Here is a 12,465-nt window from a genome sequence, read left to right as displayed (position 1 = left end):
GGTCAGGTCAGGTTCCGGACCCGGTCCAGGCGGGCCAGCCAGCGGGCGGTGGTCTCGTCGTCGGCGGCGAACTCGGCGAAGCGGTCGGGTGCCGGCGGGTGCGCGGGCACGGGCAGGTAGCCGTTCACCGGCCGCGGGGAGTCGGTGGTCACGTCACCGTCCATCAACGACAACGTGGCCAGCCCGCACGCGAAGTCCAGCTCCGGCAGCGCGGCGGCCAGCGCCAACCCGGCGGCCATCCCGACCGACGTCTCCACCGCCGACGACACCACGCACGGCAACCCGCACGCCTCCGCCACCGCCAACGCCCGCCGCACACCGCCCAACGGCGCGACCTTGATCACCGCGATGTCCGCCGCGCCGGCCACCGCCACCTTCAGCGGGTCCTCCGCGCGCCGGATCGACTCGTCCGCCGCGATCCGCACGTCGACCCGCCGCCGCACCGCCGCCAGCTCCTCGATCGACCGGCACGGCTGCTCGACGTACTCCAAGCCCCCGGCCGCCCGTGCCAGCTCGCGGATCGCGCTGACGGCGGTGTCCACGTCCCACGCCATGTTCGCGTCCACCCGGATCGCCCCGGCCGGCCCGAGCGCGTCCCGCACCGCCTCGACGCGCGCCAGGTCGTCGGCGAGCGGCGTGCCCGGATCGGCCACCTTCACCTTCGCCGTGGCGCAGCCGGACGCCGCGACGACGGCGTGCGCGCGTTCCGGGGAGACGACGGGAACCGTGCAGTTCACCGGGATCTCGGACCGGACCGGCGCGGGCCACCCCTGCTCGGCGGCCTCCAGCGCGCACGCGAGCCACGGCGCGCACTCGTCGTCGGCGTAGTCGAGGAACGCGCAGAACTCGCCCCACCCGGCGGGCCCTTCCAGCAGCACGCCCTCGCGCACCGTGATGCCGCGGAACCGGGTGCGCATCGGGATCGAGTAGACCAGCACCACGCGACCCTAAGCGATGCCGTGCCGGTCCCGACGCTCGCCACGCTTATTGAAATTCGATAGGTTTCGAGTGATAATCGATGTGGTCATGCCTCAGGAGGTCTCATGAAGTACGTGCTCCCCGTGCTGGTCCTCGCCCTCGGCCTCGCCGCCTTCGTGGCCGGGGGAGCCGACGACTCGCCGGGCCTGCAGCTGATCGGCGCCGTCATCGTCGTCGGCGCGATCGTGCTCGGCGTGCGGGCGGCCCGGCGCGCGGGGTGACCAGTGGAGCGGGTCCAGGGCGGCGACCCGGCGCAGGGCGCTGTGCGTGAGCTCCGGGTCCGACTCCTCCACGACGATCCGCAACGCCGACTCGAACTGGTCGAGGCGGCGGTCCAGCTCGGCCAGCTCGCGGGTCGGCTCGGCGATCGCGGCGGCCAGGCCGGGGCGGTTCGTCTCGCGGTGCAGGGCGGCCCGCATCGGCAGGCTGTCGCGCAGCGCCACCAACGCGCGCCAGAGCAGGTGTTCCACCTGCGCGACCCGACGCGCGTCCAGGTCGCGCATGGCGTCGAAGTGGGCGCACAGGCGGCCGGCGCGGCGGCGTTGGGCGGGATCGGTGAACTGGTCGCAGTGCACGACGTCCCGCGCCTCGGCCGCCAGCACGACGTCCCACTCGACCACCCGCGCCCAGAACCGCTTCCGCTTCGCGGCCCGGCGGATCGCGTCGAGGTCGGCCTCCGGCCGCCACATCCACCAGCGGGGTAACGGCGCCACCCGGATCACGTCAGCGGGCCTGCACGCCGACGACGGTGGACACGCGCCACTGGAACTTCACCGGGGTCACCACTCCTTCATAGCCTTCCGGGCCCGGCCCGCACAATCCTCGGGCGTGCCCGCCCCGACCCGCAGTCGGGTCAGGGCGTCCCGGTACGTCATGACCCGAGCCGGTTCCTCGTGGTACACGCCCTCGACCCGGGTTTCGGCGCACACGCAGCCGGGGTCGTGCATCAGCCCCGTCGAGCGCTCGACCGACTCCGCTCACCCGACCCGGCGCCGAGCGGCTCAGCCGACCTCGGGCAGCTTCGGTCCGAGCAGGTCGTCCGCGTCCACGATCTTGTAGGCGTAGCCCTGCTCCGCCAGGAACCGCTGCCGGTGCGCCGCGTAGTCGGTGTCCAGGGTGTCCCGCGACACGACCGAGTAGAAGTGCGCCTGGCGGCCGTCGCCCTTGGGGCGCAACAACCTCCCGAGCCGCTGCGCCTCCTCCTGCCGCGACCCGAACGTCCCCGACACCTGCACGGCCACCGACGCCTCGGGCAGGTCGATGGAGAAGTTCGCCACCTTCGACACCACCAACGTCCGCAGCTCGCCCCGCCGGAACCGGTCGAACAGGGCCTCGCGCTCCTTGTTCTTCGTCGAACCCTGGATGATCGGCGCGTCCAACGCCTCGCCCAGCGACTCCAGCTGGTCCAGGTAGGCCCCGATCACCAACGTCGGCTCGTCGGGGTGCCGCTCCAGGATCGCCTTCACCACCGGCAGCTTCGTCCGGGCCGTGGAGCACAGCTTGTACCGCTCCTCCGGCTCGGCCGTGGCGTACTGGAGCCGCTCGTTGTCGGTCAACGTCACCCGCACCTCGACGCACTCGGCGGGCGCGATCCAGCCCTGCGCCTCGATGTCCCGCCACGGGACGTCGTACCGCTTCGGCCCGATCAGCGAGAACACGTCGCCCTCCTGGCCGTCCTCGCGCACCAGCGTCGCGGTCAGGCCGAGCCGGCGGCGCGACTGGAGGTCGGCGGTCATCCGGAACACCGGCGCGGGCAGCAGGTGCACCTCGTCGTAGACGATCAGGCCCCAGTCCCGCGAGTCGAACAGCTCCAGGTGCTTGTACTCGCCCTTCGACTTGCGGGTGATCACCTGGTAGGTCGCGATGGTGACCGGCCGGATCTCCTTGCGCTCGCCGGAGTACTCGCCGATCTCCTCCTCGGTCAACGAGGTCCGCGCGATCAGCTCCCGCTTCCACTGCCGACCGGCCACGGTGTTCGTGACCAGGATCAACGTGGTCGCGCCCGCCTCGGCCATGGCCGCCGCGCCGACCAGCGTCTTGCCCGCGCCGCACGGCAGCACGACCACGCCCGAGCCGCCCGCCCAGAACGCCTGCGCGGCCAGCCGCTGGTAGTCGCGCAGCTTCCAGCCGTCCTCGACCAGGTCGATCGGGTGGGCCTCGCCGTCGACGTACCCGGCCAGGTCCTCCGCCGGCCAGCCGACCTTGAGCAGCAGCTGCTTGAGCCGGCCGCGTTCGCTCGGGTGCACGATCACCGTGTCGTCGTCGACGCGCGCGCCGAGCATCGGCTTGACCTTCTTGTGCCGGAGCACCTCCTCCAGCACGGCGCGGTCGAGCGAGTTCAGCACCAGGCCGTGCACGGGGTGGTTGGCGAGCTGGAGCCGGCCGAACCGGCCCATCGTGTCGACCACGTCCACCAGCAACGGCTGCGGCACGGGGTAGCGGGAGAACCGGACCAGCGCGTCGACCACCTGCTCGGCGTCGTGGCCGGCGGCACGCGCGTTCCACAGCGCCAGCGGCGTGATGCGGTAGGTGTGGACGTGCTCGGGCGCGCGTTCGAGCTCGGCGAACGGCGCGATGGCGGTGCGCGCGTCGTCCGACAGCGGGTGCTCGACCTCCAGCAGCAAGGTCTTGTCCGACTGGACGATCAAAGGGCCGTCGGTCACGGGTGCGCGCTCCTGTCGCTTGGTGTACCTCAAGTGTGCATACCGCGTGCAAGTCGAAAGCGGACAGTACGCGGGCGCCCACGCAACGCTTACGGACTCGGTTCGGTAAAGCCGTGCACACCGAAGTGGTGCAGTCGATAGCGTCCCTGCGCCCCACCACGCGACCCTACGCGCGGACGTACGGGGCCCTCCCGGATGAACGAAGGTCCACATGAGCACGGACATGCCCGCGTCCGCACCGCAGTACCAGAACGGTCCGCAGTACCAGGGCGCCCCGCAGTACCAGAACGCCCCGCAGCCCCAGCAGGTTCCGCCGGCGCCGAAGAAGAAGGGGATCGTCGCGCGCATCCTCACCGCGATCATCGGTATCGCGGTGGCCGCTGTGGTCGTGTACGGCATCAACTACTTCACCAGCGACGCGGCCCAGTCCAAGGCCGGTGACTGCGCCAGCCTGACCGGCACCAACACCAAGCCGGACTACAAGGCCGTCGACTGCGGCTCGGCCGACGCCAACTACACCGTGGGCCAGGTGCTCGACTCCACCACGGCGAAGTGCGCCACCGAGTACTACGACGAGTACACCGAGACCGCCCGTCGCGGCCCGGACTCGAAGCTGTGCCTGGTGCCGAACCTGGTCGAGGGCAGCTGCTACGACCTGGAGAACACCACGCAGATGGGCTACCCGGCCGTCGACTGCGGCCAGTCCGGCACGTTCAAGCTGGTCAAGCTGGTCAAGGGCAGCGCCGACGAGAGCGCCTGCACCGACGCCTCGCCGCTGACGTTCCCCGAGCCGAAGACGACCATGTGCTTCGCGCCGAACGAGTGAGAACCGCTCCACCTCGCGGGCACGCGGGCCCGTGACGACGCGGACCCGGGCGGATCGCCGGTGAACCGGCCGGGCCGCGAGCGGCTGATCCACCTCGCGGTGCGCGTGGCGCTACCTTCTGTGGCGTCACGCGCACCCGTCCAGCGAGGATGATCATGAGCAACGAGCCGAGTCGACCCGCCGACGACGACGTGCCGGCCGGGGCCGCGGGCGACCCCGCCGCGCGTCCCGACGTGCCACCCGCCGACGCCGACCGCATCGCGGCCTCGCGGGACGCCGCCGCGTCGGCCGAAGAGCGGGAGCTGTCCACCCCGGCGTCGTCCGGGCTGGGCACGGGCGCCGGCTCCGCCGAACCCGCCGGCACCACCCCCGAGCCCGGCGCCGCCGCCAGGGAGCGCCCGGTGGCCGGCAACGAGCCCGTCACGCCCGCCGGCCCCACCGCGGTGCCCGGCGCCCGCCCGGCGCCCGCCGCGGACCCCGTCGAGCCCGCCTCCGCGGCGCCGGCGGTGAACGAGACCGGCACGTCCGGCGGCAGCGGCCGGAAGGTCCTCGTCGGCGTGCTGGTCGTGCTGCTGATCGGCATCGTCGTCTACGGCGTGCGCTACCTCACCAGCGATCCCGCCAACGCGGAGGCCGGCGACTGCGTGAGCGTGTCCGCCGAGACCGACAACCGGGCCGAGGTCGACACCCTGGACTGCTCCGCCGACCAGGCGTCGTACAAGGTGGGCAAGGTCCTCGACGCGACCGACGCCACCTGCCCCGAGGACGGCCTCTACACCGAGATCGTGCCGGCGGGCGGCGTCGGCGACGGCTACAAGCTGTGCCTGCTGCCCAACATGGCCGAGGGCTCCTGCTACAAGCCCGACGAGGGCACCGGGTTCGTCAAGACCCAGTGCACCGGGCCGGAGACCATCAAGGTGACCAAGGTCATCGAGGGCTCGACCGACCTGGAGGCCTGTGCCGACGGCGCGGGCATGGCCTACCCGGAGCCGCCCGTCACGTACTGCCTGGCGCCCGCCGAGCTGTGACGTCCGTCGCCCTGACCTGACCACTGGCGGGTGAACCCGCTCAACCCGGCGCGCGACCGTGCCGATGCCCTGTTCCATGCGGAAGATCGGGTTGGGCATCGGGGCGGTCGCGGTCGTGGTGGCGGGCGCGTTCGCGTTCACCCTGCTCACCAGCGGGCCCGCGGGCACCGAGCCGGGCGTCTGCGCGCACATCGAGAAGGCCGAGAAGGGCGCGAAGTACCGGCCGATGGACTGCCGGGCCGCCGACGCCAACGTGCGGGTCGCCAAGGTCGTCGACGAGGCCTCGCAGTGCCCCACGGGCGGCGCGCCGTACACGATCTTCACCCGCGCCGACACGTTGTGCCTGATCCCCAACTTCCTGGAGGGGGCCTGTTACCAGGGCGACCGCGAGTCGGGGATGAAGAGGGTCGACTGCACGACCGCCGAGGCGATCCGGGTGACGAGCGCCGCCCGTGAGCCGGTGGAGTGCGCGAACGGGCAGAAGTTGACCTACGTCGAGCCCGTCGTCACGTTCTGCCTGGTCCGGGTGTCGGACAAGGGCTGAAATCGCTGCGCCCCCGAGGCGCGCGACGGTACGTTCCGCTCGTTGTACGTCGAGAGGAACGCCAGGTGACCACGCCACCCGACCAGCCGCCCCACGGCTACCCACCGCCCCAGCAGCCTGGCTGGGGGCCACCGTCGTCGCCGCAGGGCTTCCCGGCCCCACCGCCCGGCCTGCCGGACCCGCAGCAGCCCCCTCAGCCGCAGCCTGGCTACCCGCAGGCCCCCGGTGACCAGCAGCAGGAACCCGGCTACCAGCCGATGCCCGGCTACCAGGGCCAGCCGCCCCAGTACGCGCAGCCCAGTACCCCGAGCAGGCCCCCTACCCCGGTCAAGCCCCGTACCCGGGTCAAGCCCAGTACCCCGGTCAAGCCCAGTACCCCGGCCAGACCCAGTACCCCGGCCAGACCCAGTACCCGGGCCAGACCCAGTACCCCGGCCAGACCCAGTACCCGGGCCAGCCCGGTCAGTTCGGCCAGCCGGGCCAGCCGGGCCAGTTCGGTCAGCCGGGTCAGCCCGCCTACCCGCAGCAGTTCCCGCCCCCGCCCGCCAAGGGCACCTCGCGCGGCGCGAAGGCGCTGGTCGCCGTGGTGGTGCTGGGTGTCGTGGGCATCGTGGTCGCGGGCGTCATCGCCGGCCTCACCGGTCCCGCGGGAGCGGAGGAGGGCGACTGCATCAAGGTCGTCTCGGCCTCCGTGACCGACGCCGACGTCGAGAAGATCGAGTGCTCCTCGGCCGAGGCGGCCTTCAAGGTCGCCGCCAAGCTGGACAGCAGCGCCGACTCCTGCCCGGACGGCGACTACGCCGAGTACTCCGACAGTGGCGGACGGCGCAGCAACGGCTTCAAGCTGTGCCTGATGCTCAACGCCGCCGAGGGCGACTGCTTCAAGGAGGAGTCCTCGATTGCCGCCGCCAAAACGACCAAGGTGACCTGCGATTCGAGCGCCTCGTACAAGGTGGGCAAGGTCGTGACGGGTCGAGCGGACGAGAACGAGTGCGAGAGTGGCGACACCGTGACCGTTTACTCACAGCCCGCGACGACGATCTGCTTGACGCAAGCCTGATCACGACAGCGCCGAGACGCGGCCGTCGCCGGATCGAGTTCCAACCGACGCGGAAAATCAAAGAAAAGGGGGCCTTCCGCAATGGGAAGGCCCCCTAACGCACGGGATTTCGCTAACCGTGTGTCAGTTGGTGGTTCCAGGCGGCAACAACCCGCCGACGTCCAAGCGCTCGGGCAGCACCTCTTCGGTGTCCATCATGTCGGCGACGCGCTGCAGCCGGACCGGGTTCAGCGACAGCGGGAACGTGCCCACCGACACCAGCGCCGCGGTCTGCTGGTCGACGTCCATGTAGCCGGTCAGCGCGTTCTGCACGGACAGCTTGTCGTTGGACGCCGCCTCCTGCGCGTCCCGCAGGACCTGCCGGAACAGGGCCAGCGTGCGCGGGTTGCCGTCGGCGAACTTCTTGCTCGACGCGTACCCCGACATGGGGAAGTCCTTGGTCGGGCCGACGGCCGTGTCGGTGAGGATGCGCGCGCCGGCGCCGGCCTGGGCCTGGGTGATGTACGGCTCGGTCATCCACGCCGCGTCGACCTGCTTGGCCTGCATCGCGGTGACCATCTGCTCGAACGGCATCTCGGACAGCCTGATCCGCTGCTTCTCCACGCCCGCCGTCTTGAGCACGGCCTTCGTGGTCAGCGCGCCGACGTCGCCGACGGACGGCACGGCGATGCGCGGGTTGGCGAGCTTGCCGGGGCTGTCGTAGTCCGGGTCGAGGGTGACGAGCGCCATGGTGTTCGCGCCCGCCTGGTACGCCTCGCCCTGCAGCTGGAGCGGGGTCTGCTCGGCGTAGCTGCGGAACAGCGTGACGTGCGTCGCCCAGGTCAGGTCGAGCGTGGTGTCGAGCTGCTTGATGCCCTCGACCTCGTTGTTCAACGGCACCAGCTGCACCTGCAGCCCGGCCTTCTCGAACAACTTGTTGTTGAACGCCAGGCGCAGCGGCGCCACGTCCACCACCGGCAGCACACCGATGCGCAGTGTGTTGCGTTCCACGTCGGGGCGGCTGTTCCCGTCGGTGCCGGGGATCAGTCCGCACGCCGTCAAGGTGGCGGCACAAGCGAACAACGCTGCCGCACGTCGCAGAACACGCGCTGGGGTAGGCATGGCACCTCTCGCCGGGATGACCTCGAGAGCGGGGTCTTTTTGATCAACGAATTTGTCGACGCACTTGTCGATGCCCGGGATGGTAACCACCCAGAGGTATGAAACGACAGCCCTGCTCCGATACGGTGAGTGCTTCCGGAGTCTTCCCCGGGGCTGGGGACGAGCACTACGCTCCCCGGCTGGTGGCACAGGTCGTCGCAGACCGTCGTGTCCCCACGCGGGGTGGGGGTGACTAGCCGGCACCACCGCTCCTGTGCTGCAATTCGGCCCGAATTCGAGTCCATGCTTCGGTCCGCGGGGGAGAGGCCGGAACCACTGCTGCCGGAAGAGGAAGCCCAGGGTGGCCCGTCGAGAGAGAGGTCCCAGCCAGTCAGGCGTGGGGTTTACACCGCGCTCCGAAAGGCCCGGAACGGGTGACGGACTGACTGCGCTGAGTGATGGAACGGTGACCGAGCAAACGGGGCCGACGAAGACCGGTGCGACCACGGCCGGCCGGGCCGGCTCGGCTCGCACCGCCGGCTGGCGCCTGCGCAACTGGCGGCTGCCCACCAAGCTGACGGCCGTCCTGCTGATCCCGACCATCGCCGCGGTGGCACTCGGCGGCCTGCGCGTGAACTCCGACCTCGCCGACGCGGCCGACCTCAACCGGCTCGCGAACCAGATCCAGCTGGAGTCGGCGGTCGCCGACCTGGTGCAGCAGCTGCAACGCGAACGCGACCTGAGCGCGAGCCACGTGGCGTCCGGCAAGGAGCTCGACCGCGTGGTGCTCGACCGGCAGCTGCGCCGCGTCGAGGACACCGTGCAGGCCCTCAACGCCAAGATCGTGGACCTCAGCGCCGACCTCGACGACGAGGTGGTGACCCGGTTCCGCCGGGCGTCCAGCCAGCTCAACCGGCTCAACAGCCTCCGCAACGCGGTCCGCGAGACGCAGTACCCGTCCGAGGCCGTGATGCGCACCTACTCCGAGTCCGTGGAGAGCCTCCTCGACCTCGGCGAGCAGGCCATCGCGGGCATCAACGAGCCCGAGCTGGTGCGGCTGCACCTGGCGACCAACGCGATCGCCCGCATCAAGGAGCAGGAGTCGCGCAAGCGCGGCATCATGCTCGACGTCTTCCAGGGCGGCGTGTTCGGCCCGGGCCAGGAGCGCCAGCTGCTGGCCGCGAACGCCGAGCTGGACGCGGCCCGCAACGACTTCCGCAAGTCCGCGACCGCCGACCAGGCCAAGATCTACGACGACACCGTCACGGGTCTGATCGTCGACACCGCGAACGACATGCAGGAGACGGCGCTGAACCTGGCCGCCGCCGGCAAGCCCATGACGTCGCTGCGCCCGGAGAAGTGGGACATCGCGTCCACGCTGACCGTGAACCTCACCCGGGACGTGGAGAACCTGCTGCTGGAGCAGCTGCAGAACCGGACCGACGAGCTGACCGGCGTGGCGCGCGCCGCCGCGTTCCGCGACTCCGGCATCGTGCTGGGCGCGTTGCTGCTGGCCCTGGTCATGGCGCTGTTCGTGGCCCGCTCGATCCTCAACCCGCTGCGCACGCTGCGCCGCACCGCGCTCGCGGTCGCCGACCACGGCCTGCCCGAGGCGGTCAACCGGATCCTCGCCGACCCGAACCCGCAGGAAGCGGCGAAGACGGCCATCGCGCCGGTGCCGATCACCACCCGCGAAGAGGTCGGCCAGGTGGCGCGGGCGTTCGACGCGGTGCACGGCGAGGCCGTGCGGCTGGCCGCCGAGCAGGCCCTGCTGCGCGACAACGTCAACTCGATGTTCGTCAACCTGTCCCGCCGCTCGCAGGCGCTGGTCGAGCGCCAGCTGAACCTGATCGACCGGCTGGAGCAGGACGAGCAGGACCCCGACCAGCTGGCCAGCCTGTTCGAGCTGGACCACCTCGCCACCCGCATGCGGCGCAACAGCGAGAACCTGCTGGTGCTGTCCGGCACGGACCTGTCCCGGCGGCTGACCCGCCCGGTCCCGGCGGCCGAGGTGCTCGGCGCCGCGGTGTCCGAGGTCGAGCAGTACGCCCGCGTGCAGGTCGGCCAGACCCCGGAGCTCACCGTCCAGGGCCGCGCGGTCAACGACCTCGTGCACCTGATCGCGGAGCTGCTGGACAACGCGACCGCGTTCTCCGACCCGGTGACGAAGGTCACCGTGCGCACCGCCCGCACCCGCAAGGGCGAGCTGGCGATCGAGATCCAGGACCGCGGCGTCGGCATGGGCGAGCAGGAGATCACCGACGCCAACGAGCGGCTGGCCGACCCGCCGGACGTGGACGTCGCGGTGTCCCGCCGGATGGGCCTGTACGTGGTCGCGCGGCTGGCCAAGCGGCACGACATCAAGGTGCGCCTGCGGTCCAACGAGGACATCGAGGGCGGCACCACCGCGCTCGTGCTCGTGCCGGACACGCTGGTCGCCTCGCCGGGCGCGATGGGCTCCCCGATGGGCGCCGAGCCGGCCGCGGCGTTCGGCGACTCCGGTTTCGGCGACGCCAACGCCAACGGCTTCGGCGATGGCGCCGGGTTCGGCGAGTCCGGGTTCGGGACGACGGCGCAGCGCGCGTCCGGCATCGCCGGCGCGTTCGGCACCGGCACCATGTCCCGCCTGGACGACGACGCGAGCTTCCCGAGCATCCCGCGGGTGGAGGACGAGCCCGCGTTCCCGGTGAGCTTCGTGCAGGGCCAGGGCGAGCAGGACCCGGCCCGCGTGCCCGCCTTCGGCGAGACGCCGACGTTCGGGCAGGCGCCCGCGGAGACCTCCGCCGAGGTGTCGCAGCCGTGGCTGCGGACGGCGGACGAGCGCGACGTGGACGACCGGGAACCGGTGGGCTCGTTCGGCGAGCCGACCCTGTTCACCGCCTACGAGGACCGCTCCGAGCACGACTCGGACTACGAGCACGGCTTCGAGACCACCCAGTTCGCGCCGCTGGACAGCGGCTTCCTCGTCGAGCCCGAGCCGGAGCCCGAACCGGCGCACGTGCCGGAACCGGAGCCCGCGCACCGCAACGGCTCCGCACCGCGGGTCGCGCCCGCGGCCAGGGAGGTCGACCGCGACTTGGACGCGCCGACCGAGCGGCTGCCGATCTACGAGGCGGTCCTCTCGCAGTGGTTCCAGGCCGTGGGCAGCGAGACGTCGGCGGCGACCGCGCAGGCGGTGCCACCGGCGCCGGCCGAGCCGGAACCGGCCGTGCCCGTCGGTTCGGCGCTGCCGACCCGCCGGCCGCGCCCGATCCCGCCGGTCGCGCCGACCACGTCCGCGGACCCGCTGCCGCCGCGCGGCGGCCTGCTCGACACGGGCCACAACGCCCAGCCCAAGCACGAGTCGGACGGCGGTTCGGCGCCCCAGCGGGGCGAGACGACGTCCGGTCGCGCCGAGGGCACTAGTCTGACCGAGGGCGGGCTGCCCAAGCGGCAGCCCGGATCGCCCACCAACCTGCCCAAGCGCGCCGCGGAGGTGTCCCGCGTGACCGAGCCGGAACCGGTCGCCGAACCCGAGCCGGCCGCACCCGCCGCCGAGTCGGTGTGGGAGTCCCCCGCCGACGAGGGTTGGCAGGCGGCACAGGCCTTGCTGAACAAGGCACCCGAGACCACGACACAGGCGGGGTTGCCCAAGCGGGTGCCCAAGGCTCAGCTTGTGCCGGGATCCGCCGCACCGAAGCCGTCGGCCTCGGAGCGGCAACCGCAGCGGCCCCCGCTGCCACCACGATCGGCTGACGCGATCCGTGGACGCATGTCGAGTCTTCAGCAGGGCGTCCATCGAGGGCGACACGCTTTGATCGACGCTTACGCTGGTGACATGTCGAGCCGGCAAGACGAGGAGCAGGAGTGACGACCGCAGCTCAGCCAGGCAGCTTTGGTTGGCTTATCACCGACTTCGTGCGCCGGGTTCCCGGTGTGGCACATTCCGTGGTCGTGTCGGCGGACGGGCTATTGCTCGCCGGCTCGCAGGGTCTGCCCCGCGACCGCGCCGAACAGCTGTCCGCCGTGGCATCCGGGCTCGTGAGCCTCACCGCGGGCGCGGCACGGTGCTTCGAGGCGGGCACGGTCAACCAGACCGTGGTCGAGATGGAACGGGGCTACCTGTTCCTGATGTCGATCAGCGACGGGTCGTGCCTCGCGGTGCTCGCGGCCCCGAACTGCGACATCGGCCTCGTCGCGTACGAGATGACGTTGCTGGTCGAGCGCGTGGGCCAACAGCTGACCCCGGAGCTGCGCGCGCAGCTCCAGGGCGTGGTTCGGCGGTAGATCCTCATGAGATCGTGGGG

At 71.6% G+C, this 12,465-nt stretch carries 10 protein-coding genes; 6 read left to right on the top strand and 4 right to left on the bottom strand.

Going from position 1 to position 12,465, the window contains the following annotated elements; translation table 11 throughout:
• Positions 1-2 precede the first annotated feature (2 nt).
• The 3 genes from EDD40_RS20635 to EDD40_RS20625 form a co-directional block, all read right to left on the bottom strand.
• Positions 3-938 carry an o-succinylbenzoate synthase gene (locus EDD40_RS20635; protein ID WP_123748172.1) on the bottom strand — a complete coding sequence of 312 codons (936 nt, stop codon included), beginning with the start codon at positions 936-938 and terminating at the stop codon, positions 3-5.
• A 93-nt stretch (positions 939-1,031) separates the two neighbouring features.
• Positions 1,032-1,691, bottom strand: coding sequence for a hypothetical protein (locus tag EDD40_RS41815; protein ID WP_170185151.1), 660 nt, complete (start codon positions 1,689-1,691; stop codon positions 1,032-1,034).
• A gap of 288 nt (positions 1,692-1,979) precedes the next feature.
• Positions 1,980-3,641 carry a DNA repair helicase XPB gene (locus tag EDD40_RS20625; protein ID WP_123744376.1) on the bottom strand — a complete coding sequence of 554 codons (1,662 nt, stop codon included), beginning with the start codon at positions 3,639-3,641 and terminating at the stop codon, positions 1,980-1,982.
• A gap of 211 nt (positions 3,642-3,852) precedes the next feature.
• Here EDD40_RS20625 and EDD40_RS20620 point away from each other — a divergent pair, with 211 nt between their 5' ends.
• The 4 genes from EDD40_RS20620 (at position 3,853) to EDD40_RS20605 (ending at position 7,099) form a co-directional block, all read left to right on the top strand.
• Positions 3,853-4,467: an LppU/SCO3897 family protein gene (locus EDD40_RS20620; RefSeq protein ID WP_123744375.1), complete on the top strand. Its 615-nt coding sequence runs from the start codon at positions 3,853-3,855 to the stop codon at positions 4,465-4,467.
• 155 nt (positions 4,468-4,622) lie between these two features.
• Positions 4,623-5,495 carry an LppU/SCO3897 family protein gene (locus tag EDD40_RS20615; RefSeq protein ID WP_123744374.1) on the top strand — a complete coding sequence of 291 codons (873 nt, stop codon included), beginning with the start codon at positions 4,623-4,625 and terminating at the stop codon, positions 5,493-5,495.
• A gap of 76 nt (positions 5,496-5,571) precedes the next feature.
• On the top strand, positions 5,572-6,039 hold the full coding sequence (locus tag EDD40_RS20610) for an LppU/SCO3897 family protein (protein WP_123744373.1): 468 nt from the start codon (positions 5,572-5,574) through the stop codon (positions 6,037-6,039).
• Positions 6,040-6,622: 583 nt separating this feature from the next.
• Positions 6,623-7,099: an LppU/SCO3897 family protein gene (locus EDD40_RS20605; protein WP_123744372.1), complete on the top strand. Its 477-nt coding sequence runs from the start codon at positions 6,623-6,625 to the stop codon at positions 7,097-7,099.
• Between the two features lie 123 nt (positions 7,100-7,222).
• On the opposite strand, the gene EDD40_RS20600 is transcribed toward EDD40_RS20605, so the two are convergent.
• Entirely contained in the window at positions 7,223-8,089 is an 867-nt protein-coding gene (locus EDD40_RS20600) for an ABC transporter substrate-binding protein (protein WP_236594637.1), read from the bottom strand.
• A 556-nt stretch (positions 8,090-8,645) separates the two neighbouring features.
• Here EDD40_RS20600 and EDD40_RS20595 point away from each other — a divergent pair.
• Complete coding sequence (locus EDD40_RS20595) at positions 8,646-12,029, top strand: sensor histidine kinase (protein WP_246037749.1); 3,384 nt, start codon at positions 8,646-8,648, stop codon at positions 12,027-12,029.
• On the top strand, positions 12,026-12,445 hold the full coding sequence (locus tag EDD40_RS20590) for a roadblock/LC7 domain-containing protein (RefSeq protein WP_033442969.1): 420 nt from the start codon (positions 12,026-12,028) through the stop codon (positions 12,443-12,445). Before EDD40_RS20595 ends, EDD40_RS20590 begins: the two co-directional genes overlap by 4 nt.
• Positions 12,446-12,465 lie beyond the last annotated feature (20 nt).

This window comes from Saccharothrix texasensis, assembly GCF_003752005.1.
Classification (GTDB): domain Bacteria; phylum Actinomycetota; class Actinomycetes; order Mycobacteriales; family Pseudonocardiaceae; genus Actinosynnema; species Actinosynnema texasense.
Note: the sequence above shows the minus strand (reverse complement) of the source record. Positions and strands in the feature narration are given on the sequence as shown.